This window comes from Variovorax sp. PBL-E5 (genome assembly GCF_901827185.1).
Classification (GTDB): domain Bacteria; phylum Pseudomonadota; class Gammaproteobacteria; order Burkholderiales; family Burkholderiaceae_C; genus Variovorax.
In genome coordinates, this window is the sequence record NZ_LR594671.1 from 427,643 (window position 1) to 449,134 (window position 21,492).

23 protein-coding genes are annotated in these 21,492 nt (G+C 68.2%); 9 read left to right on the plus strand and 14 right to left on the minus strand.

The window, feature by feature from the left end:
• Positions 1–39: 39 nt before the first annotated feature.
• The gene (locus WDLP6_RS02095) at positions 40–936 is read left to right on the plus strand and encodes an aldo/keto reductase (protein ID WP_162591011.1); all 897 of its coding nucleotides are present in this window, start codon (positions 40–42) and stop codon (positions 934–936) included.
• Between the two features lie 48 nt (positions 937–984).
• On the opposite strand, the gene WDLP6_RS02100 is transcribed toward WDLP6_RS02095, so the two are convergent.
• The 8 genes from WDLP6_RS02100 to WDLP6_RS02135 form a co-directional block, all read right to left on the minus strand.
• The gene (locus WDLP6_RS02100; protein WP_162591012.1) at positions 985–2,094 is read right to left on the minus strand and encodes an ABC transporter ATP-binding protein; all 1,110 of its coding nucleotides are present in this window, start codon (positions 2,092–2,094) and stop codon (positions 985–987) included.
• A gap of 22 nt (positions 2,095–2,116) precedes the next feature.
• The gene (locus WDLP6_RS02105; RefSeq protein WP_162591013.1) at positions 2,117–2,959 is read right to left on the minus strand and encodes a carbohydrate ABC transporter permease; all 843 of its coding nucleotides are present in this window, start codon (positions 2,957–2,959) and stop codon (positions 2,117–2,119) included.
• Positions 2,949–3,887, minus strand: a complete 939-nt coding sequence (locus WDLP6_RS02110) for a carbohydrate ABC transporter permease (protein WP_197910128.1) — start codon at positions 3,885–3,887, stop codon at positions 2,949–2,951. The genes WDLP6_RS02105 and WDLP6_RS02110 overlap by 11 nt, the downstream gene beginning before the upstream one ends.
• Before the next feature lie 39 nt (positions 3,888–3,926).
• On the minus strand, positions 3,927–5,198 hold the full coding sequence (locus WDLP6_RS02115; protein ID WP_162591014.1) for an ABC transporter substrate-binding protein: 1,272 nt from the start codon (positions 5,196–5,198) through the stop codon (positions 3,927–3,929).
• Positions 5,199–5,239: 41 nt separating this feature from the next.
• Positions 5,240–6,850, minus strand: coding sequence for an FAD-dependent oxidoreductase (locus WDLP6_RS02120; RefSeq protein ID WP_174259839.1), 1,611 nt, complete (start codon positions 6,848–6,850; stop codon positions 5,240–5,242).
• A gap of 38 nt (positions 6,851–6,888) precedes the next feature.
• Positions 6,889–7,920 (minus strand): LacI family DNA-binding transcriptional regulator, encoded by a 1,032-nt coding sequence (locus WDLP6_RS02125; RefSeq protein ID WP_162591015.1) that lies wholly within the window; start codon positions 7,918–7,920, stop codon positions 6,889–6,891.
• 140 nt (positions 7,921–8,060) lie between these two features.
• Positions 8,061–8,831, minus strand: coding sequence for a methyltransferase, TIGR04325 family (locus tag WDLP6_RS02130; protein WP_162591016.1), 771 nt, complete (start codon positions 8,829–8,831; stop codon positions 8,061–8,063).
• Positions 8,832–9,075: 244 nt separating this feature from the next.
• Positions 9,076–9,426 carry a hypothetical protein gene (locus WDLP6_RS02135; protein ID WP_162591017.1) on the minus strand — a complete coding sequence of 117 codons (351 nt, stop codon included), beginning with the start codon at positions 9,424–9,426 and terminating at the stop codon, positions 9,076–9,078.
• A gap of 181 nt (positions 9,427–9,607) precedes the next feature.
• Between WDLP6_RS02135 and WDLP6_RS02140 the strand changes: the two genes are divergently transcribed.
• On the plus strand, positions 9,608–10,813 hold the full coding sequence (locus tag WDLP6_RS02140) for an ATP-grasp domain-containing protein (RefSeq protein WP_162591018.1): 1,206 nt from the start codon (positions 9,608–9,610) through the stop codon (positions 10,811–10,813).
• Positions 10,814–10,911: 98 nt separating this feature from the next.
• Positions 10,912–11,640: a glutathione S-transferase gene (locus WDLP6_RS02145; RefSeq protein WP_162591019.1), complete on the plus strand. Its 729-nt coding sequence runs from the start codon at positions 10,912–10,914 to the stop codon at positions 11,638–11,640.
• Positions 11,641–11,647: 7 nt separating this feature from the next.
• Here WDLP6_RS02145 and rsmI read toward each other — a convergent pair whose 3' ends face one another.
• Positions 11,648–12,586, minus strand: coding sequence for a 16S rRNA (cytidine(1402)-2'-O)-methyltransferase (rsmI, locus tag WDLP6_RS02150; protein ID WP_162565570.1), 939 nt, complete (start codon positions 12,584–12,586; stop codon positions 11,648–11,650).
• 34 nt (positions 12,587–12,620) lie between these two features.
• On the opposite strand from rsmI, the gene WDLP6_RS02155 reads away from it, so the two are divergent.
• The 3 genes from WDLP6_RS02155 to WDLP6_RS02165 all read left to right on the plus strand — a co-directional run bounded on the left by WDLP6_RS02155 (position 12,621) and on the right by WDLP6_RS02165 (position 14,417).
• Positions 12,621–12,983 carry a YraN family protein gene (locus WDLP6_RS02155; RefSeq protein ID WP_162594938.1) on the plus strand — a complete coding sequence of 121 codons (363 nt, stop codon included), beginning with the start codon at positions 12,621–12,623 and terminating at the stop codon, positions 12,981–12,983.
• A gap of 85 nt (positions 12,984–13,068) precedes the next feature.
• The gene (locus WDLP6_RS02160) at positions 13,069–13,683 is read left to right on the plus strand and encodes an SIS domain-containing protein (RefSeq protein WP_162565571.1); all 615 of its coding nucleotides are present in this window, start codon (positions 13,069–13,071) and stop codon (positions 13,681–13,683) included.
• Positions 13,680–14,417 carry a BON domain-containing protein gene (locus WDLP6_RS02165; protein WP_162591020.1) on the plus strand — a complete coding sequence of 246 codons (738 nt, stop codon included), beginning with the start codon at positions 13,680–13,682 and terminating at the stop codon, positions 14,415–14,417. Before WDLP6_RS02160 ends, WDLP6_RS02165 begins: the two co-directional genes overlap by 4 nt.
• 107 nt (positions 14,418–14,524) lie before the next feature.
• On the opposite strand, the gene WDLP6_RS02170 is transcribed toward WDLP6_RS02165, so the two are convergent.
• The 3 genes from WDLP6_RS02170 to WDLP6_RS02180 all read right to left on the minus strand — a co-directional run bounded on the left by WDLP6_RS02170 (position 14,525) and on the right by WDLP6_RS02180 (position 17,815).
• On the minus strand, positions 14,525–15,442 hold the full coding sequence (locus WDLP6_RS02170; protein WP_162591021.1) for an NAD(P)-dependent oxidoreductase: 918 nt from the start codon (positions 15,440–15,442) through the stop codon (positions 14,525–14,527).
• Positions 15,443–15,482: 40 nt separating this feature from the next.
• Positions 15,483–16,619, minus strand: a complete 1,137-nt coding sequence (locus WDLP6_RS02175; RefSeq protein ID WP_162591022.1) for a PilT/PilU family type 4a pilus ATPase — start codon at positions 16,617–16,619, stop codon at positions 15,483–15,485.
• Positions 16,620–16,771: 152 nt separating this feature from the next.
• Positions 16,772–17,815, minus strand: coding sequence for a type IV pilus twitching motility protein PilT (locus WDLP6_RS02180; protein WP_162591023.1), 1,044 nt, complete (start codon positions 17,813–17,815; stop codon positions 16,772–16,774).
• 39 nt (positions 17,816–17,854) lie between these two features.
• Between WDLP6_RS02180 and WDLP6_RS02185 the strand changes: the two genes are divergently transcribed.
• The 3 genes from WDLP6_RS02185 to WDLP6_RS02195 all read left to right on the plus strand — a co-directional run bounded on the left by WDLP6_RS02185 (position 17,855) and on the right by WDLP6_RS02195 (position 20,700).
• Complete coding sequence (locus WDLP6_RS02185) at positions 17,855–18,541, plus strand: YggS family pyridoxal phosphate-dependent enzyme (RefSeq protein WP_162591024.1); 687 nt, start codon at positions 17,855–17,857, stop codon at positions 18,539–18,541.
• A 123-nt stretch (positions 18,542–18,664) separates the two neighbouring features.
• Positions 18,665–19,936, plus strand: a complete 1,272-nt coding sequence (locus WDLP6_RS02190) for a Glu/Leu/Phe/Val family dehydrogenase (protein WP_162591025.1) — start codon at positions 18,665–18,667, stop codon at positions 19,934–19,936.
• A 119-nt stretch (positions 19,937–20,055) separates the two neighbouring features.
• The gene (locus WDLP6_RS02195; protein ID WP_162565578.1) at positions 20,056–20,700 is read left to right on the plus strand and encodes a DUF2242 domain-containing protein; all 645 of its coding nucleotides are present in this window, start codon (positions 20,056–20,058) and stop codon (positions 20,698–20,700) included.
• Positions 20,701–20,708: 8 nt separating this feature from the next.
• Here WDLP6_RS02195 and WDLP6_RS02200 read toward each other — a convergent pair whose 3' ends face one another.
• Together WDLP6_RS02200 and WDLP6_RS02205 are read right to left on the minus strand one after the other, a co-directional pair.
• On the minus strand, positions 20,709–21,104 hold the full coding sequence (locus WDLP6_RS02200) for a response regulator (protein ID WP_162591026.1): 396 nt from the start codon (positions 21,102–21,104) through the stop codon (positions 20,709–20,711).
• Between the two features lie 139 nt (positions 21,105–21,243).
• A complete protein-coding gene (locus WDLP6_RS02205) occupies positions 21,244–21,477 on the minus strand; it encodes a hypothetical protein (protein WP_162591027.1) in 234 nt (77 codons plus the stop codon).
• Positions 21,478–21,492: the final 15 nt, after the last annotated feature.

Sequence of the window (21,492 nt, forward strand, 5' to 3'; positions counted from 1 at the left end):
TCCGTTCTTCCGGGGCCGCCGCGCGCAAGGAGACCTGCCATGACACGCATGACCCGGCGACGTTTTTCCGAGCTGGCCGCCGCGGCTCTGCTGCCAGCTCCGGCGCTCGCGCAGGACAGGTCAGTCCCGCTCCTCCGGCGCGCGATCCCGCGCAGCGGCGAACTGCTGCCCGCGGTCGGCCTCGGCACCGCCCAGGTGTTCGACCGCGACGATCCGCGCACCCGCGATGCCGCGACGCAGGTCGTGCGGACCTTGCTCGATGCGGGCGGAAGCCTCATCGATACCTCGTCGGTCTATGGCGATGCCGAACAGGTGCTCGGCCAGGTGATGGCGGCCGGCGGCTGGCGCGACAAGGTCTTCGTCGCGACCAAGCTGGAGGCGCCGGACGCGGCCGAACTGGAACGCTCGCAGACGCGGCTCGCGACGCGACGCATCGACCTGCTCCAGCTCCACAACGTGCGCGACCCGCGCCAGTCGCTGTCGCAGTTCAAGGCCTGGAAGGCGCAGGGCGTCTGCCGCTACATCGGCATCACGTCCACCTCGCACCGCGACTTCGCGGCGATCGAGGCGGTGCTCCAGCGCGAGAAGCCCGACTTCGTGCAGATCGATTATTCGCTCGACGACCGCGAGGCCGAGGTGCGCATCCTGCCGGCGGCCGCGGACGTGCATGCGGGCGTGCTGACGGCGTTGCCCTTCGGCCGCGGCCGCCTTTTCCGCGCGGTGCGCGGCAGGCCGGTACCCGATTGGGCCGCGGACTTCGCGGGCAGCTGGTCGCAGTTCTTCCTGAAGTTCCTGCTGGGCGATGCGCGCGTCACGACGGTGATTCCCGGCACCTCCGATCCGGCGCACATGGCGGACAACCTCGGTGCCATGCGCGGCCGGTTGCCGGATGCCGAAGAGCGCAAGAAGATGGCTGCCTTTGTCCAGAGCCTGTAGCGCCCGCGCAAGCGCGGGCGCGCACGGCTGCGTCGCGCCGAATCCATCTCACGCCACGCGCGGCATTCCCACAGCGGCTTCGACCGGGTCCGGAAACGCCACCATCCGCACGCCACTGCGCGCGTCGAAGAGATGAGCCGCGTGCCCCTTGGGCCGAAGGTGCAACACGTCGCCAGGCGCTGCGCTCAGGCGCTCGTGGAACAGCGCGATCACCTGCGCGTCGCCCAGGCGCAGCACCAGCTGCGTCTCGGAACCCAGCGGCTCCACCAGCATCACCTGTGCGGGCAGCCCCTCGCCGGCCGCGCAGCGCTCGAAGTGCTCGGGCCGGATGCCGTAGACGGCCTCGCGTCCCGCATGCGCCGCGCCGGATTCCGCAGGAAGCGGCAGCAGCACGCCGCCGGCCGCGAACCCTTCGGCCGTGCAGCGCCCGGGAATGAAGTTCATCGCAGGCGATCCGATGAAGGCCGCCACGAAGCGATTGGCAGGCCGATCGAAGAGCTCCAGCGGCGACCCCACCTGCTCGACGCGTCCCGCGTTGAGCACCACGATGCGATCGGCCATGGTCATGGCTTCGACCTGATCGTGGGTGACGTAGAGGGTGGTGGTCCGGAGCCGCTGGTGCAGGCTCTTGATCTCGCCGCGCATGACGATGCGCAGTTGCGCATCGAGGTTGGACAGCGGCTCGTCGAACAGGAACACCTGCGGATCGCGCACGATGGCGCGGCCCATGGCGACCCGCTGGCGCTGGCCACCGGAGAGCTGGCGCGGACGGCGTTCGAGCAGTTGCGACAGGCCCAGGATCTCGGCGGCCCGGCGCACGCGTTCGGCGATCTCCGCCTTGGGGCTGCCGCGGTGCTCGAGCGAGAAGCCCATGTTGGCGGCCACCGTCATGTGCGGGTAGAGCGCGTAGTTCTGGAACACCATCGCGATGTCGCGGTCCTTGGGGTCCAGCTCGGTCACATCGCGCGCGCCGATGCCGATGCTTCCGTGCGTGACGCTTTCCAGCCCGGCGATCATGCGCAGCAAGGTCGACTTGCCGCAGCCCGAAGGGCCCACCAGCGCAAGGAATTCGCCGTCGCGAACATGCAGGTCGAGCCCGTGAATGACGTCGACGGCGCCGAAGCGCTTGCGGACTTGGGAGAGGATGACTTCGGCCATGAATGAGGATGGATGAGGACGATCAGCCCTTGAGCCCCGTATGGGCCAGGCCTTCGACGAACTGCCGCTGCGCCAGCACGAAGACGATCAGCACCGGCAGCGCGGTGAGCGTGGCGGCGGCGAGCTGGATGTTCCACATCGGGCCGCCGTAGGCATCGGTGTACTGCGTGAGCGCCTGCGGCAGCGTGAACTTGGTCGGCGTCGACAGGAACACGATCGGCTCCAGGTACATGTTCCAGCTCTGCAGGAAAGTGAAGATGCCCACCGACGCCAGCGCCGGCCGCGCGAGCGGCAGCGCGATGGTGCGAAAGATCTCGAAGCGCCCGAGGCCGTCGACGCGCGCGGCCTCTTCCAGTTCCTGCGGCAGCGCGATGAAGAACTGGCGCATGATGAAAGTGGCGAACACGCTGGGCGCACCGAAGACCGGTATCAGCACCAGCGGCCAGTGCGTGTTGACCCAGCCGAGCTTCAGGAACATCTGGAACAGCGGCACGATGGTCACTTCGGCGGGGATCAGCAGCCCCGTCAGCACGACGATGAACAAGAGGTCGGCGCCGGGAAAGCGGATGCGCGCGAAGGCATAGCCCGCCATCGACGACACGGCGAGCGTGCAGGCCGTGACCACCGCTGCGATCCAGGCCGAGTTCCAGTATTGCTGCGCGAAGGGCTGGATCGTGAACACCTGCCTGTAGCTGCTCCAGTCCGGGTGCGTTGGGAACAGCGGCGGCGGAAACACGAAGATGTCGCTGATCGGCTTGAGCGACGAAGTCACCATCCACCAGGTGGGAAACACGAAGGGGATGAGCAGCACGCACATTGCGCCGTAGAGCGCGACCTTCGTCCGCACGGAGATCTCACTGTTCATGGAAGACGAAACGCCTGCGCATCTGCCATTGGGCCAGCGTCAGCAGCGCCACGATCGCGAACAGCACGATCGCCAGCGTGGAGCCGTAGCCGAAGCGGTGGAACTGGAAAGTCTGCTGGTACAGGTAGTACACCAATACCGTGGTCGACACGCCCGGGCCGCCCTGCGTCAGCACCGCGATCTGCGCGAACACCTGCAGCGAGCCGACGATGGTGATGATCGATGTGAGCAGGATGGTCGGGCTGATCAGCGGCAGCGTGATGCGGCGGAACTGCTTGAAGACCGGCGCGCCGTCGATGCGCGCCGCCTCGTACAGCTCGCGCGGCACGCCCTGCAGCGCGGCCAGGAACAGCACCATGTTGAGCCCCACGTTCTTGAACACCTGCACCACGATCACCGACAGCATGGCGGTGGTGGGCGTGCGCAGCCAGTTCGGCCCCTCGATGCCGAGCAGCGCGAGCAGGCCGTTGATGCCACCGTTGTTCTGCAGCAGGAAGCCCCAGACGATGGTCCAGGCCACCAGCGACACCACCACCGGCGAAAAGAACAGCGTGCGGAACACCGCGATGCCGGCGAGCTTCTGGTTCAGCAGCACGGCCAGCAGCAGGGCCAGGCTCATGTTCAGGACCACGAGGCCGGCCGAGAAGAGCGCCGAGGCCAGCAGCACGCGCGGCAACGAAGGGTCGCCGAGCAGCTGCGCGTAGTTGCGGCCGCCGGTGTAGGTGAAGGTGTTGGCCAGCACGTTCCACTCGTGCAGCGAATACCAGAACACGAGGACCAGGGGCGCCAGCACGAACACGAGCGTGCCCGCCAGCTGCGGCGCCGCGAACAGCAAGCCCGCCAGGCCATCGCGCCGCGCCATGGTCCAGAAGGGCCGGGGCTTGACGGGCGCCCGCCCGGTCGCGGATTCGTCCTGTGTACGGATCACGGCAGTGGCTCGGCGAGTCTCGGTGCTTCAGGCGCTGCGCTATGGCGCAAGCAGCGGTCCGAGCTGATCGCAGATCGCACGTGTCGCCGCTGGGATGTCGGCCTGCGGTTGCCACACGGCATCGAGCCCTGCGCGCACGACCTGCTGCAGGCGTGCGAAATCCGTGTGCGCCGGCATCACCTTGCCGGTCGCGATGCCCGAGACCACGACCTTGTCGAGCTGCGCGGGCGACAGCAGCGCATTGGTCTTCGCCAGCACGTCGGCGTTGAGCAGCGACTTGCGTGCCGAAGGAAAGAACTGCGCCAGCCTGGCCGAGTTCTCGGGGTTGGTCATGTAGGCCACGAACGCCGCCGCGCTCGCCGAATTCTTGCCGGCCTTCAGCACGCCGATGCCGGCCTGGCCGACGATCGCGTAGTCGCCCGCGGGGCCCTTGGGCAACGGCACGAGATCCCAGTCGAAGCGCTTGTCCTTGGGCAGCAGCGAGGCGCGGCTGATCTGCGTGATGGTCATGGCGGCATCGCCGGCGAAGAAGTCGAGGTTCTGGCCCGGCCCGGGCATCGCCTTCTTCGCGTAGATCGCGTCGTGGATGAAGCCCAGCGCATCGACCATGGGCTTGTCGGCGAAGCCGCAGCGCTTGCCGTCGGCGCTCCACGGCATGGCGCCCCAGCCGTTCCAGACCGAGGACAGGTACTGCCAGGCCTGGTAGTTGAAGTCGCGCACCACCAGACCGCCCTTGCCGCTCTTGGCCACGGCCTCGGCCGTCGCGATCGCGTTCGGCCAGGTCCACTGGCCGGCGGCGATCAGCTCCGCCGGGGTCTTGGCGCCGGCCTTCTTGATGAGGTCGTTGTTGACGAACACCGCGAAGGGCGAGGTCGAGAAGGGATAGGCGTAGAGCACGCCGTCCCGCGACCAGCGCTCGGTCGCGGCCGGGCTGATCTCGCCCGCGTTGTAGCCGGGCGTGGCGGCCAGCGTCTTCGACAGCGGCACCAGCGCGCCCGAGTTGACGAAGTCGTAGGCGGCGGTCTCGAAGATCCAGGCCATGTCGGGCGCATTGCCGCCGGCGATCTGCGTGGTCAGCGCCGTGGTGTAGGTCTCGAAGGGCAATGGCTCGAAGCTGACCGTGACGTCGGGGTGCTCCTTCCTGAAGCCTTCGGCGATGCCGTTGAAGACCTTCAGGTGCGCTTCGTTGGCGCTCCAGATGGTCATGCGCAGCTTGATCTGCTCGGCCGACGCGCCGGCCGCGAGGGTCAATGAAAGGACGATCCCGCCGGCGATCGCGCGGAGCAGGGCGGAGGTCTTGCGGTGGAACATGGTGAGGGTCTCCTGGTCTTGTCTTCGATGCGGTCGATGCTTCAGTAGGCGCGCACGTCGGGCCAGTGCGTCTGGATGCCGGCGCGGTGCAACATCGCCTGGAAGGCGAGCAGCCGTGCATCGCCGGCCTGCACCTGGTGCGGCGTGGTGCCGGTGTCCAGGCAATGCGCGGCCAGCATGCCGGCCGCTTCGCCGACGTTCCACTCCACCGGGTGCAGCCGGTAGCAGCCGTTGGTGATGTGCGTGGTGGCAATGTTCTTGCCGCCGGCCAGCAGGTTCGTCATGCGCCGCGGCAGCAGGGCGCCGAGCGGGATCTCGAAGGGGCACGACGGCACGTCGATGTAGTTGTCGCCACCCGTCGAAGGGTGCAGGTCGATGCGGTACATGCCGACCCCCACGCTGTCGCGGTAGCGCAGCGCGCCCTGGTCGCCGCGCACGGCATGCGACAGGTGCTGCTCGACGATGCGCGTCACGCCGAGGATGCGCCGGCTCTCGCGGATGTACGGCGCCATGGCCAATCCGTGCGCCGTGCCCGTGATGTCGCCGCGCAGCCGCAGACCTGGAAAGCCCGTGCCGCCGTCGGCGCGCGGCGCCTCGGTCTGCAGCCAGTAGAAGACCGCGTGCGACAGCTCGGCAGCGGCCTCGAGGTGGCGCGCCTTCTCGGCTTCGGGCACGTCGATGATCGTGCCCTCCATGTAGTCGATCATCGGCCAGTTCACGAGGCAGATGTCCGAGGCATAGGCACCCGGCACGAAGTTGCGCCGCGCTGCGATGCGCCTGAAGGTCCAGAGGTTCTCGTCGCCGCCGCCCTTGCGCTGGTCGGCGTCCACCTGCAGCGGATCGTCGTCCGGATTGGGCGTGAAGGAGCGCTCGACGATCTCCAGCGTGCGCGGATGCGGCGCCTTGAAGCCCAGCAGCGGCCCGCCCCAGAAGTGCGGCTGGTACCCGCGCCAGAAGTCGTAGTTGCGCGGCTTGTCGATCGTGTGGTCGCCGTCCACGTGGTCGATCGCGAAGCAGATCGATACCGCCTGCACGTTGCGCGGCTGGGCGATGGCGGGTGCGCTCGGCTCGCCCGTGTCGTCCTGGCTCTCGAAGCCGGTCAGGTACTCGGTGCCGGTCAGCGGCAACAGGTCGCCCAGCTCGGTCGCATCGATCACGAAGGCAGCGGCCACCGTGACGGTGTCGCCGGTGTCGCGATGGCGCAGCGACACGGCGCGCACCGTATCTCCCTGCGTCTCGGCGGCCACGGGGCGGTAGGGCTGCAGCACCGTCAGCCGGCCGCTGCCGCGGTGAGGGGCCAGCATGGCTTCGAGCACGGCCAGGCCCACGCGCGGCTCGGCGCAGACGCGGCTGACCCAGCCGGCGCCCGGATTGAGTTCATTCCATGCGCGGCTGGCCGCGGTCAGCGGATAGTGGTCGCGGTAGTAGCGGCGGATGCCGTCGCGCAGCGCGCGATAGCGGCGCGTGACGCCGAACTGCTCGACCCAGCTGTGCTCGTCGGGCGGCACGGCCTGGCTGGTGAGCTGGCCGCCGATCCAGTCGTATTCCTCGCTCATCACCACCGTGCGGCCGGCTTCGAGTGCGCCCAGCGCCGCGGCAACGCCGCCCAGGCCGCCGCCGACCACCAGGATGTCCGTCTTCAGTTCTCGCATGCGTCGTCGTTGTTGCAGTGGAAGGTTGGGTTGGCGCGTCAGCGCGGCGCCGGGCCGAGCGTTTCGCCGCGGATCGGCTCGCAGGGCAGCAGGACCTGCTGCGGCGTCTGCGCGCTGCGGCCTTCCACCCGGCGAACGAGCATGGCGGTGGCCTGGCGTCCCATCTCCTCGCGCGGAATCGCGAAGGAGGCGAAGCGCGTGCCGCTGCCCTCGGTGCGGATGTGCGAACCCAATGCCAGCAGCGAGAGATCGGCCGGAAGCCCCAGCCCGCGCGCCTGCGCCGCGCGCTCGAGGCGCACCGCGTCGGCCAGCTCGACGCAGAAGGCCGCGGTGGCGCCGCTGGCCAGCAATGCATCGAGCAGCTCGCCGTCCGCGGGCGGCAGGTCCTGCAGTTGCAGGACCAGATTCAAGTCGGTGCCGAGGGCCGCGGTGAATCCCTCCCAGCGGTCCGCCGTCGACTCGGCCGGACCGATGGGCCCGAGGTAGGCCAGACGCCGATGCCCCAGCTCGCGCGCCTGCCGCACCAGCGCGCCGGTGGCGGTCGCGTAGTCGCCGCCCACGAAGGGCACCGGGCCGCCCGCATCCTCGCGCCGTCCGATCGCGACGAAGGGGTAGTCGCCCGCGATCAGCTGAGCGAGTTCATCGCGATCGAAGTTCTTGCCCAGCACGATGCAGCCGTCGGCGATGCGCAGGCGGCTCTCCTCGGCGAATATCTTGCGCTGCGCCTCCTGGCCCGCGCCGGTGAGCAGCAGCAGGTCGTAGCCGCGGGCCTGCGCTTCTTCCTCGATGCCGAACAGGAAGGGCAGGAAGAAGTCGGCGTGCGCGCTGGGAAAGGCCGGCTCGTAGGTGAAGACGCCCAGGATCCGGTTCGACCCGTTGGCCATGCGGCGGGCGATCGGATCGGGTACATAGCCGGTGTCGCGAATGATCTTCTGCACCCGATCGCGGGTTTCCGCAGGAATACGCACCAGCGCAGGATCGGCCCCGTTGAGCACCAGCGACACCGTGGCCTGACTCACGCCGGCGAGCTTGGCGATGTGGTGCTGTGTCAGGCGACGGGTCGTGGCCATGGTGCCGAAGAAGATTGCTGATGCGTATTACCGAATAGATAATGCGCATTATCAGAAGATCGATTTAATAATCAAGAGAAACAGGGGGAGGGATTTCCCCCCCCTCATTGCGACTTGTCGGATAGCGGCCGTCCTGCCGCTCAACGCCTGTCGAAACAGCCTCCCGCGTAGTAGGCCTTGTCGCCCCCTTCGACGAATGGCACCTTGATGGGCTTGCCCTCGTTGCGCCAGCCATCGACACGCTTGTAGCCTGCCGATGCCAGCTCGCCCATGAGTTCGTCATGGCGCTGGATGCGATAGGGACACACCGCGAAGCCGACGCTGTTGAGCGTGTGCATCGTGCGGTCCGGGTGCGCGGCCGTCGTGTTCAGCACGATGCGTCGGGGCTTGACCGGAAGCGCGGCGAGGATCTCGCCGATGCGCGTGGGCAGGTATTGCAGCGTGCCCGATGCGTACAGCACGTCGTGGCCGCTGGCCTCGCGGAAGTCCGTGCAGAAGCTCAGCTGCGCGGTCGCTTCCCGTTCGATGGCCAAGGCCCCGCCGGCTTGCACGACACCCGGCACGTCGCACACCCGCCAGCGGAGTTCGGCGGGGTAGTTCGCGACGCGCCGGAAGGCGTAGTACTTGATGCCCACATGGCCGCCGAGGTCGAAGAAGCTGCGCATGCCGTCCTCGATCGAGCGCTTGATCCAGAACAGCGCGGGGTAGTCCCAGAAGTAGATCTGATGGCTGTACAAGGCCTTTGCAGCCTCGGCGTTGTCATAGCCGACGGCCTTCGAGGCAGGGGCGGCGGCTTCGGCCGCGGCGAAGCTGTCGAACGACCCCATGAACAGGTTGTCTTCGCGATTGGCGAGGAACTTCCGACGGTACGAGGCGACGCTCCAGGGCGCCGCCAGAAGAGTCGAGATCATGTGTGTTTCTCATTCGTGTGAGGATGAAGAAGGCGCCGCCGCCCGGGTCCAGGCGCGGCATTCCCCGGCTTGGACGGGGAAGAGGGCGCCGAGCAGATGGGGTCGGCGTTCTGCAGGAGGTGGACTCCTGGCCGGCGTGGCTATCGGCGCGGAAAGTCAGGCACGCGTGCAGCGTGCGATCCGCAGCCGATCGGCAACATGAAGACAGTCCGCGCGCGCCGAGGCGCGGCGGGCGAATGCGTCTTCAGGTGGCCTGGCGAGGAGGCCGCTGAAGGCCGTCGAGATAGGGCCAGGGCAGGGCAGGCTCTTCCGCCGCGACGGGACGGACTGGGTCGATGCGCGGCAGCATCAAGCGCGTGGGCGGAACCGCTGCGTCCCCGAGAGATCCATCGGCCGCCATGTGATGGGCCGACTCGGCGGAGCTGTTCTGCGAGACAGAGCCATCCGCATGGTGATGGTGCGGCTTCTCTTGCCAGTGAAGGACGGCATGCCCGATGTCCGTCGCGCCGCCGATCGTCAGGACATAGCCGCCCATGGTCAATGCCTGCCAGAAGGCAGAGACCCACAGCAGAACGAGCGCGAACCGACGTGGCATCGGGCAAGTCTAGTCCAAGGCAGCCCATCGGCCAGCATGCACGGCGACGCGGCGGGCCGGCCTCGCCGAACGCTCGGACTGAGCCCCCATCACCGCGTTGTTCGGCCCATTGAAACCGGCCTGCGCGCCCTAGGATCGATGCCGTACCTCCAAGGCAACTTCAACCCCAGAGCCCACCTGCATGGTCGACGACGGAATTTCGCTGGCGGGCATGGCCCGCCTCATGAAGATGGCCTTCGACGGCATCGACCTCGCGCCGATCGCCGTCAAGCTGATCGCGCGCGCGAGCGCCGACGAGCAGGATGCCGAGGCGCTGATGGACCTGTCGACGCTGCTGCAGCTGCAAGGCAAGCGGGAGGTCGGTCTCGCGGCGCAGGCGCATGCGTTGAAGATCAAGCGGCTGTACGAGCTGCCGGCCCGTGGCGACGCCGCCATCCGCCTGCTCGCGATCATGGCGCCGGGCGACCTGATGACGAACACGCCGCTGCCCTTCCTGCTCGAGGACTCGGATGTCTCGCTCGGCATGCTCTACCTGTTGCCGGGCGAGCCGATCCCGACCGAATTGCCGGCCTGCGATGCCGTCTTCATTGCCGTCGCCGAATCGGATTCGGTGCGCGGCCTCCATCGCCGGCTCGCCGGCAGCGTCGGGTCATGGGGCAAGCCGGTCCTCAACCTGCCCGACCGGATCGTGAACACCTCGCGCACGCAGGCCTACCAGCTGCTGGATGCGGCCGCGGGCGTCTCGATTCCGATGACCACCCGGACCCCACGCGACGCGCTGGAGCGGCTGTCGATCGACGGACTGGCCATCGGCGAGCTGCTGTCGGACGGCGTCTTTCCGGTGATCGTGCGGCCGGTCAACTCGCATGCGGGCCGCGGGTTGGCCAGGGTCGATGCGGCGCACGACATGGCCGCCTATCTGCAGGCGACGGCCGGCGAAGAGTTCTTCATCTCCCGCTTCATCGACTACCGCGGCGAAGACGGGTTGTTCCGCAAGTACCGCATCGTGCTCGTGGATGGCGTGCCCTATCCGGCGCACATGGGCGTGTCCGCGCACTGGATGATTCACTATCTCAACGCCGGCATGACCGACAGCGCGTCCAAGCGCGCAGAGGAAGAAGCCTTCATGCGCGACTTCGCGCACGGCTTCGGCCGGCGCCATGCCGAGGCCTTGCGCACGGTCGCCGAGCGCTTCGGGCTGGACTATCTGGTGATCGACTGCGCAGAGACGCCGGACGGCGAACTGCTGGTGTTCGAGGTATGCACCGGTGCGGTGGTGCATGCGATGGATCCGCCGGATCTCTTTCCCTACAAGCTGCCGCACATGGCCAGGATCTTCGACGCGTTTCGCGCGATGCTGGCGCGCGCGACCGGCGCCCGTCCATAGTCGGACCCGGATCACACGCGCAGCCGGCCCGCGACCACGCACCGCGGTCTGCCGGCGGCGGCAGAATGCGCAGCTCTGACCGCGTGGAGGTTCCCGTCTTGGCCTATCAACTTCACTATTGGCCCACCATCCAGGGCCGCGGCGAGTTCGTGCGCCTGGCGCTCGAAGCCGCCGGTGCCGAATACGTCGACGTGGCGCGCGAGCCGCCCCCCAAGGGCGGCGGCGAGGCCGCGCTCGGGCGGCGCCTCGGCGATCCGCACAACCCGCGCCCCCCATTCGCCCCGCCCTTCCTGATCGACGGGGATATCGTGATCGGGCAGACATCCGCGATCCTGCTGTACCTCGGCCCGCGCCTCGGCCTCGTCGGCGCCGGCGAGGCCGACGCGCTCTGGACCCATCAGCTGCAGCTGACCATCGCCGACGCCGTGGCCGAGGCGCACGACACGCACCATCCGCTGTCGACCGGTGCCTACTACGAAGACCAGCGCGACGCGGCGCTGGAGCGGGCGCGTGCCTTTCGCGAAGCACGCATTCCGAAGTTCCTCGGCTGGTTCGAGCGCGTGCTGCAGCGCAATCCGGCGGGCGACCTGCATCTGGTCGGCGATGCGCTGACCTATGCGGACCTGTCGCTGTTCCAGCTGGTGGCGGGGCTGCGCTATGCATTTCCCAAGGCCACGGCGCATGCGATGGCGAAGACGCCGGCGGTGGCGAAGCTGCACCTCAACGTGAGCCGCCGCCAGCGCGTGCACGACTATCTGCAGAGCCCGCGCCGCATCGCGTTCAACGAGGACGGCATCTTCCGCGCCTATCCCGAGCTCGACGGCTGAGCAGCGGCTACCCGTTCCCGGCTTGCTCGCGCAGGCGCAGCGCGGTGTCGTAGAGCGCGTTGCGCGGCGCGCCGCTGATCTCGGCCGCGAGACGCACTGCGCTCTTGAGCGGCAGCTCGGCCAGCAGCAGTCGCAGCACGCGTTCGCCCTCGGCACCGTCGTCGGCGACGACGGCCTTGGGATGCAGCACCAGCGCGAATTCGCCGCGCGTGCGGTCGCGGCTGGCCGCGAACCAGTCCGGCAGGGCGGCGGCCGTGACGGTCGCGATCTCCTCGAATTGCTTGGTGAGTTCGCGGCCCACCGTCACCCGCCGTTCGCCCAGCGTGGCCAGTGCGCGCGCCAGCGCCTCGATGCGATGCGGTGCCTCGAGCAGCACGACGCTGCGCGGCTCGCGCTCCAGCCGCAGCACGGCCGCATCGCGCTCGCCGGCCTTGCTCGGCAGGAAGCCGGCGAACACGAAGGCGCTGCTGTCGTCGCCGGCCGCGACCAGTCCGGCCGCGCCGATCAGCGTGGTGACGCTGCTGGCGCCCGGCAGCGGCAGCACGCGGTGGCCCGCCTCGCGCACGGCGGCGACCAGGCGCGCGCCCGGGTCGCTCACGCCCGGCGTGCCGGCATCGCTCACGTAGGCGATGCGTTCGCCTCGCGCGAGCCGCGCGACCACCGACTGCGCCGCTTCGGTTTCGTTGTGCTGGTGGATGGCGAGCAACTGCGCGCCCGGGCGGTCGATGCCGTAGGCACGCAGCAGGCTCTGGGTGTGGCGGGTGTCCTCGCAGGCGATCGCATCGACCTGCTGCAGCACCTGCAGCGCACGCAGCGTGATGTCCGCCAGGTTGCCGATCGGCGTGGCGACCACGTAGAGCGTGGCCTGCGGATAATGCTGCGCACCCGCGGCATCGCGTGCCGCCTGCAGGGCGGCGCCGAACGAAGCGGGAGCGAGTGAATTCAACGGACTGACTCCATAACAGGACGGCAGGGAGGCCATCTCGGTGACGACCAAGGAACGCGGCGACGCGGCGGAAGACGCCGCGCTCGCCCATCTGCTGGCGGCGGGCTTGACGCTGCGTGCGCGCAATTATCGAACCCCCGGCCGCGGCGGCGGCGAGATCGATTTGATCATGCGCGATCCGAAGGACGGCACGCTGGTCTTCGTCGAGGTGCGGCACCGCGCCGGCACCACGCATGGCGGCGCCGCGGGCAGCATCACCGGCGTGAAGCAGCGCCGCATCGTGTTCGCCGCGCGGCACTACCTCGGCCGGCTGCCGGCGCTGCCGCCCTGCCGCTTCGATGTGGTGCTGGTCGAGGCGGGCATCGAATGGCTGCAAGGCGCCTTCGACGCCGGTTGATGCATCGACGAGGGAACTGCCGCAGCCGATCGGGCTCAACGCAACACACGTCTTGTTTCACCCCGCGCAGTTATCATCCCGGCCCATGCTCGAGCAACGGATCCAGCAGCACTTCATCGACAGCGCCGACCTCAAATACCAGGCAGGCCCGTTGCTTGGAAAGCCGATTTCGCAGGCCATGCAGGCGCTGCTGGCCTGCGTGACCAGCGGCGGCAAGATCCTGGCCTGCGGTGCGGGCGTCTCGGGCTTCCTGGCGGCGCAGTTCGCCGCGCAGTTCGTGGGCCGCTTCGAGCGCGATCGCCCCGAGCTTGGCGCGATCGCCTTGCCCGGCGATGCGACCGACCCCGCGGCCGATACCGCGGATGCGCTCGACGCCGACCGCTTCGCGCGCCAGGTGCGTGCGCTGGGGCAGGCCGGCGATGTGCTGCTGGCCTTGAGCGCGAGCGGCCAATCCGCAGCCGTGCTGGCCGCGGTGGAAGCGGCGCATGCGCGCGACATGACAGTGGTCGCGCTGCTCGGCAATGCGGCCGGCGGCGCTGCCGGCGGGGCGGTGGGCCGGGCTTTGCGCGAAACCGATGTCCAGGTCTGCGTGCCGCACGAGCGCGCGGCCCGAATTCATGAAGTCCATCTGCTTGCGCTGCATTGCCTGTGCGACGGCGTGGACGCCCAGTTACTCGGAGAACAGGAAGGTTCCATATGACGACGACATCCCTCCAACGCATCGCGTTCGCACTGAGTGCCAGTGCCGCCCTGGTGGCCGGGCTTTCCGGTTGCGTGCCGCTGGTGGTCGGCGGTGCGGCGGCGGCCGGGGTCGGCCTGGTCGCGACCGATCGCCGCAGCTCCGGCGCGCAGCTGGACGACCAGACCATCGAGCTGCGCGGCGCCGCGCGGGTGCGCGACATCGCCAACGACGAGATGTACGTCAGCGTCACGAGCTTCAACCGGCAAGTGCTGCTGACGGGCACGGTCGGCAGCGAGGCCGATCGCCGCCGGGTCGAGGACGTGATCCAGCGCATGGACAACGTCCGCTCGGTCGTCAACGAGCTGGCGGTGGGGCCGTCGAGCACATTCCCGGAACGGTCGAACGACACCTACATCACCGGCAAGGTCAAGGCCTCGCTGCTCGATGCCAAGGACATCTTCGCCAACTCCTTCAAGATCGTGACCGAGCGCGGCGTGGTCTACATCATGGGCCTGGCCACCCGCCGCGAAACCGACCGCGCGACCGAGATCGCGCGCGGCGTCTCCGGCGTGCGCAAGGTCGTGCGCGTGGTCGAGATCGTCAGCGAGGCCGAACTCGCCGGCCAGGTGCCGCAAGGCGGCACCGGCGCCGCGTCGTCATCGCGCTCCAACGTGCCGCTGCCGCCGATGGAGCCCCTGCCACCCGCAGGCTCGCCGCCGCAGGGCGGCGCCGTCGCCACCCCCGTCCGATAGGGCGGCAATACCAGAAACACCGCGGAACCGGCTTCGCCGGGCCGCTGGTGTTGCCCCCGGTAGGGGGTTGGCGAAGCGACACGAAGTGCGCGCAGCCTGGGGGCGAGCTAAAGCCGTTTTATGAGGCTCGAAGTGTCCCAGCGCCCGCCGCCGATCTGCTGCACGTCGGCATAGAACTGATCGACCAGCGCCGTCACCGGCAACCGGGCGCCATTGCGCTTGGCCTCGTCGAGCACCAGGCCCAGGTCCTTGCGCATCCAGTCGACCGCGAAGCCGTAATCGAACTTGCCTTCGATCATGGTCCTGCCGCGGTTGTCCATCTGCCAGCTCTGCGCGGCACCCTTGCCGATCACGCCCAGCACCTCGTTCATGTCGAGGCCGGCGCGCTGGCCGAAGGCGATCGCCTCGGACAGGCCCTGGACCAGGCCCGCGATCGCGATCTGATTGACCATCTTCGCCAACTGTCCCGCGCCGCTGGCACCGAGCAGCGTCACGGCCCGCGCGAAGGCCGCGACCACGGGCCGCACGCGCTCGAAGGCGGCCGCATCGCCGCCGCACATCACCGTCAGCGCGCCGTTCTGGGCGCCGGCCTGGCCGCCGGACACCGGGGCATCGATGAACTGCAGGCCACGGTCGAGCGCGGCCTTGGAGAGTTCCCGTGCCACGTCGGCCGAAGCCGTCGTGTGATCGACGAAGACCGAGCCCTTCGCCATGCCCGCGAAGGCGCCGTCGTCGCCCAGTACCACTGCGCGCAGGTCGTCGTCGTTGCCCACGCAGCAGAATACGATGTCGGCCTTCGAGGCCGCCTCGCGCGGCGTCGGCGCGTGGCCCACGGCCGCCTTCGCCTGCGCTGCGATCTCGGCCTGCCAGGCCGCCGCCTTGGCGGCGCTGCGGTTGTAGACCGTGACCGCGTGCCCCGCGAGCGCGAGATGGCCGGCCATCGGATAGCCCATCACACCGAGGCCGAGGAAGGCGACCTTCTGCGAGGGAACGGAGTCGTAGGTTTTGGGGTTGAGGCTGCTCATGCCCCGAGCTTAGCGCGCAGCAGCCGTGGCCGCCGCGCGCTCACACGATTGCGAAATGTTCCGTGCCTGCCGACAGATCGGGCGTGCGCGCGCGCTGGCTGTTGAGCTTGATCTGCAGTCGCAGGTCGTTGGCCGAGTCCGCGTTGCGGATCGCATCCTCGAAGGTGATCGCGTTGCCCTCGAACAGGTCGAACAGCGCCTGATCGAAGGTCTGCATCCCGAGGTTGCGGCTCTTCTTCATGATCTCCTTGATCTCGCCCACCTCACCCTTGAAGATCATGTCGGAGATCAGCGGCGTGTTGAGCAGGATTTCGACCGCGGCGATGCGGCCATGCCCGTCCTCGGTCGGGATCAGGCGCTGCGAGATCAGCGAGCGCAGGTTCAGCGACAGGTCCATCAGCAACTGGGCCCGGCGTTCCTCGGGGAAGAAATTGATGATGCGGTCGAGCGCCTGGTTGGCGCTGTTGGCATGCAGGGTGGCCATGCACAGATGCCCGGTCTCGGCGAAGGCGACCGCATGCTCCATGGTCTCGCGGTCGCGGATCTCGCCCATCAGGATCACGTCGGGCGCCTGGCGCAGCGTGTTCTTCAGCGCGGCTTCCCAGCTGTCGGTGTCGATGCCGACCTCGCGCTGCGTCACCACGCAGTTCTTGTGCGGGTGCACGAACTCGACCGGATCCTCGACCGTCACGATGTGGCCGTAGGAGTTCTCGTTGCGCCAGTCGATCATCGCGGCCAGCGTGGTCGACTTGCCCGAGCCGGTCGCGCCCACCAGGATCGTCAGGCCGCGCTTGGTCATCGACACATCCTTGAGCACCTGCGGCATGCCGAGGCCATCGATGGTCGGTAGCTTGGCCGGAATGGTCCGCAGCACCATGCCGACCTTGCCCTGCTGCACGAAGGCATTGACGCGGAAGCGCCCGATCCCGGTCGGCGAGATCGCGAAGTTGCATTCCTTGGTGCGCTCGAACTCGGCCGTCTGGCGGTCGTTCATGACGGAGCGCGTGAGCGCCAGCGTGTGCTGCGCGCCGAGCGCCTGCTGTGAGACCTTGGTGACCTTGCCGTCGACCTTGATCGCCGGCGGGAAGTCGGCCGTGATGAACAGGTCGCTGCCGTTGCGGCTCACCATGAGCTTGAGCAGATCGTTGATGAACTGGCTGGCTTGATCGCGTTCCATCTGACAACTCCTACTTCAACTGTTGAGAGACGGCGGCGGCCGCCCCCCGATTCCAGAAATACCGCGGATCCGGCTTCGCCGGTCCGCCGATATTGCCCCCTGCAAGGGGGTTGGCGAAGCGACACGAAGTGCGCGCAGCCTGGGGGTGTGCTTCATCCAGGGAAATTCTCGGGGATCTTGGCCTTGCCGCGCGCTTCCGCGGCCGAAATCACGTTGCGGCGCACGAGATCGGTGAGGTTCTGGTCCAGCGTCTGCATGCCCTGGCCGCTGCCGGTCTGGATCGACGAATACATCTGCGCCACCTTGCCTTCGCGGATCAGGTTGCGGATCGCGGAGGTGCCCAGCATGATCTCGTGCGCCGCCACCCGGCCCTGGCCGTCCTTGGTCTTGCACAGCGTCTGCGAGATCACGGCCTGCAGCGACTCCGACAGCATGGCGCGGATCATTTCCTTTTCCTCGCCCGGGAACACGTCGATGATCCGGTCGATGGTCTTGGCGGCCGACGAGGTGTGCAGCGTGCCGAACACCAGGTGGCCGGTTTCGGCCGCGGTCATCGCGAGGCGGATGGTTTCGAGGTCGCGCATTTCGCCGACCAGGATCGCGTCCGGGTCTTCGCGCAGCGCCGAGCGCAGCGCGTTCGCGAAGGACAGTGTCATCGGCCCGACCTCGCGCTGGTTGATCAGGCACTTCTTCGATTCGTGCACGAACTCGATCGGGTCTTCCACCGTGAGGATGTGGCCGTACTCGGTTTCGTTGAGGAAGTTGATCATCGCGGCCAGCGTGGTCGACTTGCCCGAGCCGGTCGGGCCGGTCACCAGCACGAGACCGCGCGGCTTGAGCGCGAGGTCGCCGAAGATCTTGGGCGCGTTGAGCTGCTCCAGCGTGAGAATCTTCGAGGGAATGGTCCGGAACACCGCGGCCGCGCCGCGCGCCTGGTTGAAGGCGTTGACCCGGAAGCGCGCCAGCCCCTCGATCTCGAAGGAGAAATCGACTTCGAGGAATTCCTCGTAGTGCTTGCGGTGCGTGTCGCTCATGATGTCGTACACCATGGCGTGCACGGCCTTGTGGTCGAGCGCGTCGACATTGATGCGCCGCACGTCGCCGTGCACCCGGATCATGGGCGGGAGCCCGGACGACAGATGCAGATCCGACGCCTTGTTCTTGACGCTGAAGGCCAGCAGTTGGGTGATGTCCACGAAGTTCCTCGGTGACGTTTTGATACGCTTTTGATGATTATGACGATGATTGACGACAAGCTCCAACAAGTTCGCGCCCGGATCGTGACAGCATGCACAGCCGTCGGCCGTGATCCGGCGAGCGTGCACTTGCTCGCGGTGTCCAAGACCTTTGCGGCCGACGCGGTGCGCGAGGCCCTTGCCGCCGGCCAGCAGGCCTTCGGCGAGAACTATGTCCAGGAAGGCGTTGCGAAGATCGAAGCCCTGGCGGGGCTTCGCGACCAGCTTCAATGGCATTGCATCGGACCCTTGCAAAGCAACAAGACACGCACCGTGGCCGAGCATTTCGACTGGGTCCACAGCATCGACCGCCTCAAGATCGCCGAGCGCCTGAGCGAACAGCGCCCGGCCCATCTGCCGCCGCTGCAGGTCTGCCTGCAGGTGAACGTGGACGGGGGCGCCAACAAGTCCGGCGTGCCGGCCAGCGAGGCGCTGCCGCTGGCGCGCGCCGTGGCGGCACTGCCGCGGTTGCAGTTGCGCGGGCTGATGGCGATTCCCGAGCCGGCGCCGGACTTCGCGGCGCAGCGGGATCTGTTCCTGCGCGCCGCCGCGGTTTTCGGCGGCATGCGGGAGGCCGGGCTCGCGGTGGACACCTTGTCGCTGGGCATGTCGGCCGACCTCGAGGCGGCGATCGCGGCCGGCAGCACGATGGTCCGCATCGGCACGGCGATCTTCGGCGCGCGCTGAACGTTGGGCGTCCGGCGCCGCTTGCCGCAAGCGCATAACCGGCAACGCATCGCGCATAGGGCATGGCGCGCCGGGCATCGGAGGTCTATCGTCACGGCCATTCGTTCAACCACAAGGATTGCCATGGGCGCCGATCTCTCTTACGTTCATCCGACCGCCAACAGCCCCTGGGGCACCTACCTGTCGCAGGTCGACCGCGTCGTGCCCTACCTGGGCGACCTGGCCCGCTGGGCCGAGACGCTCAAGCGCCCCAAGCGCGCGCTGATCGTCGACGTGCCGATCGAAATGGACAACGGCACCATCGCCCACTTCGAGGGCTTCCGCGTGCAGCACAACATGTCGCGCGGCCCGGGCAAGGGCGGCGTGCGCTTCCACCCGGACGTGACGCTGGAAGAAGTGATGGCGCTGTCGGCCTGGATGACGGTGAAGACCGCGGCGGTGAACTTGCCCTACGGCGGCGCCAAGGGCGGCATCCGTGTCGATCCGAAGAAGCTGTCGCAGAAGGAGCTCGAGAAGATCACGCGCCGCTACACCAGCGAGATCGGCATCATCATCGGCCCGCACACCGACATCCCGGCGCCCGACGTCAACACCAACGCGCAGATCATGGCGTGGATGATGGACACCTATTCGATGAACATCGGCGGCACCGCCACCGGCGTCGTCACCGGCAAGCCTTTGCACCTGGGTGGCTCGCTCGGCCGCGTCAAGGCGACCGGCCGCGGCGTGTTCGTCACCGGCCGCGAGGCCGCGCGGCGCCTCGGGCTCGACCTGCGCGGCGCGCGCATCGCGGTCCAGGGCTTCGGCAACGTGGGCTCGGTCGCGGCGGAGCTGTTCGTCGAAGCCGGCGCGAAGATCGTCTCGGTGCAGGACCACACGGGCACCATCGTCAACGAGAACGGCCTCGACCTGAAGGCACTGATCCCGCTCTCGCGCGCCGACGGCCTGGTGAGCTTCAAGGGCGGCGACGTGATCGCCAACGAAGCCTTCTGGGACGTGGCCTGCGACATCCTGATCCCCGCGGCGCTCGAAGGCCAGATCACCGCCGAACGCGCGAAGAAGACCACCGCCAAGCTGGTGCTCGAAGGCGCCAACGGCCCGACGGTGCCGGTCGCGGACGACATTCTGGCCGAGCGCGGCGTGCTGGTCGTGCCCGACGTGATCTGCAATGCCGGCGGCGTGACGGTGAGCTACTTCGAGTGGGTGCAGGACTTCTCGTCCTTCTTCTGGGACGAGGACGAGATCAACGTGCGGCTGGACCGCATCATGATGAACGCGCTCAACAACATCTGGGACACGGCCGACAAGCACAAGATCACGCTGCGTACCGCCACCTTCGCCGTGGCTTGCGAGCGCATCCTGATGGCGCGCCAGGAGCGTGGCCTCTACCCGTGATCGCACTGCGCATCGGCGGCTGAGCGGGAACGCCAGGCCCGCGGCATCGTCAAAGGGTGGTTCGTTCCGCGCGATGGGGTGCCGCTAGCATCCCTGATCCTGACCCACCCGATGCCGCCATGCGTTTGCCGTTGTCCCGCGCTTCCTTCCTGCTGCTGCTTCCGCTCGTTCTTGCCGGCTGCGGCGATCTGCCCACCAAGCGCGTCTCCTACGAACCGGAAGAGTTCGATTCCACCACCACCCACACGCGCACCTACGGCGCCAGCGAGGCCCAGACCTGCGAAGCGGCCCGGCGTGCGTTGCTGAGCCAGGGCTACATGATCACGGCGGGCAACGCCGATCTGGTGACCGGGCGCAAGAGCTTCCAGCCGGCCACCGAGGTGCATGTCGAAGTCGAATTCCGCGTCGTCTGCGCGCGCGAAAGCGACGGCAAGGGCGGCGCACGCAACACGATCGCCTTCGCCAGTGCGCTGCAGGACCGCTACGGCATCAAGAAAGTCAACAACTCGGCCAGCGTGGGCGTCGGTGCGATCGGCTCGCTGTCGCTGCCTTTTTCGTCCAGCGACGACGCACTGGTCAAGGTCGCCAGCGAAACGTTGACGGACGAGCGCTTCTACGACCGCTTCTTCGCGCTGATCGACCGCTTTCTGCCCGAGGCCGCCGAAATCACGCCGTCCGAGCCGCTGGCGCCCGCGCCGGCGGCGGCCACGACGCCGTCCGAGCCGGTCTTGCGGCCGGTGCCGCCATCGGCCACGCGCGGCTGAGGGCGTGCTCAGGCCGCGGCGGCCCGGTTCCGTGTCTGGCCGAGCGCCGCCTCGAGCTGCTCGACATCGAAGGGCTTTCGCAGCCAGACCGTGCCGGGCATGGGCCTTGCCGGCCTCGGCTGCCCGGTCGCGAAGATGACTTCCAGCGTGTGCCGCGATCGCAGGATCTCGGCCAGGTCCAGACCTGATAAAGCGGGCAGTCCGACATCGGTCATCAGCACGTCGAAGGCGCCTTCGAAGAAGCGGTCCTTGGCGATCTCCGCGCTCCTGACGCCGGTGGCCCAGTGGCCGAGCAACCGGATCATCTCGAGGGTGGCCGCCAGCGTGTCGGGGTCGTCTTCCACGACCAGGATGCGAAGCGGCCCCGGGGATCTGGCTGCCGGGACTTGCGCGTTGCCTGTCATTCGGTGTGTCGTTGTCGTCCGGTGAAACGACCCACTGTACGGGCGAAGGCGAGACCCTGCATGCCACGCCTGTTTTTCCACCCGGGCCGCTTGCCTTTGCCGGGCACCGGGTCCGGGCAACGATGTTGCCGCGCGCCTGCTAGAGCGATAGCGCAACCGAGCGCGCGGCGCAGGCGGGCAGGCCCGTCAGCCCGCACAGGCGCTGCAACACGCCGTAGCCCTGGGCCAGCGCGGCCGAATAGGTCGCGAACGAGCGCTCTGCGCGGTGCAGCGGCTCGAAACGGCCGTCCTGGCGGACATCCTCGTGGATGACCCAGAAATACGATCCATCGGTCGGTTGTTCCACCAGCAGTCCAATTTTGCGAACGCCCATCTCAGTTCTCCATAA

What these genes read in the sequence shown, in the direction of transcription:
- WDLP6_RS02095 (WP_162591011.1), top strand. Translation starts at nt 40, where the DNA reads ATGACACGCATGACCCGGCGACGTTTTTCCGAGCTGGCCGCCGCGGCT.
- WDLP6_RS02100 (WP_162591012.1), bottom strand. Translation starts at nt 2,094, where the DNA reads ATGGCCGAAGTCATCCTCTCCCAAGTCCGCAAGCGCTTCGGCGCCGTC.
- WDLP6_RS02105 (WP_162591013.1), bottom strand. Translation starts at nt 2,959, where the DNA reads ATGAACAGTGAGATCTCCGTGCGGACGAAGGTCGCGCTCTACGGCGCA.
- WDLP6_RS02115 (WP_162591014.1), bottom strand. Translation starts at nt 5,198, where the DNA reads ATGTTCCACCGCAAGACCTCCGCCCTGCTCCGCGCGATCGCCGGCGGG.
- WDLP6_RS02120 (WP_174259839.1), bottom strand. Translation starts at nt 6,850, where the DNA reads ATGCGAGAACTGAAGACGGACATCCTGGTGGTCGGCGGCGGCCTGGGC.
- WDLP6_RS02125 (WP_162591015.1), bottom strand. Translation starts at nt 7,920, where the DNA reads ATGGCCACGACCCGTCGCCTGACACAGCACCACATCGCCAAGCTCGCC.
- WDLP6_RS02130 (WP_162591016.1), bottom strand. Translation starts at nt 8,831, where the DNA reads ATGATCTCGACTCTTCTGGCGGCGCCCTGGAGCGTCGCCTCGTACCGT.
- WDLP6_RS02135 (WP_162591017.1), bottom strand. Translation starts at nt 9,426, where the DNA reads ATGCCACGTCGGTTCGCGCTCGTTCTGCTGTGGGTCTCTGCCTTCTGG.
- WDLP6_RS02140 (WP_162591018.1), top strand. Translation starts at nt 9,608, where the DNA reads ATGGTCGACGACGGAATTTCGCTGGCGGGCATGGCCCGCCTCATGAAG.
- WDLP6_RS02160 (WP_162565571.1), top strand. Translation starts at nt 13,069, where the DNA reads ATGCTCGAGCAACGGATCCAGCAGCACTTCATCGACAGCGCCGACCTC.
- WDLP6_RS02165 (WP_162591020.1), top strand. Translation starts at nt 13,680, where the DNA reads ATGACGACGACATCCCTCCAACGCATCGCGTTCGCACTGAGTGCCAGT.
- WDLP6_RS02170 (WP_162591021.1), bottom strand. Translation starts at nt 15,442, where the DNA reads ATGAGCAGCCTCAACCCCAAAACCTACGACTCCGTTCCCTCGCAGAAG.
- WDLP6_RS02175 (WP_162591022.1), bottom strand. Translation starts at nt 16,619, where the DNA reads ATGGAACGCGATCAAGCCAGCCAGTTCATCAACGATCTGCTCAAGCTC.
- WDLP6_RS02185 (WP_162591024.1), top strand. Translation starts at nt 17,855, where the DNA reads ATGACGATGATTGACGACAAGCTCCAACAAGTTCGCGCCCGGATCGTG.
- WDLP6_RS02190 (WP_162591025.1), top strand. Translation starts at nt 18,665, where the DNA reads ATGGGCGCCGATCTCTCTTACGTTCATCCGACCGCCAACAGCCCCTGG.
- WDLP6_RS02195 (WP_162565578.1), top strand. Translation starts at nt 20,056, where the DNA reads ATGCGTTTGCCGTTGTCCCGCGCTTCCTTCCTGCTGCTGCTTCCGCTC.
- WDLP6_RS02200 (WP_162591026.1), bottom strand. Translation starts at nt 21,104, where the DNA reads ATGACAGGCAACGCGCAAGTCCCGGCAGCCAGATCCCCGGGGCCGCTT.
- WDLP6_RS02205 (WP_162591027.1), bottom strand. Translation starts at nt 21,477, where the DNA reads ATGGGCGTTCGCAAAATTGGACTGCTGGTGGAACAACCGACCGATGGA.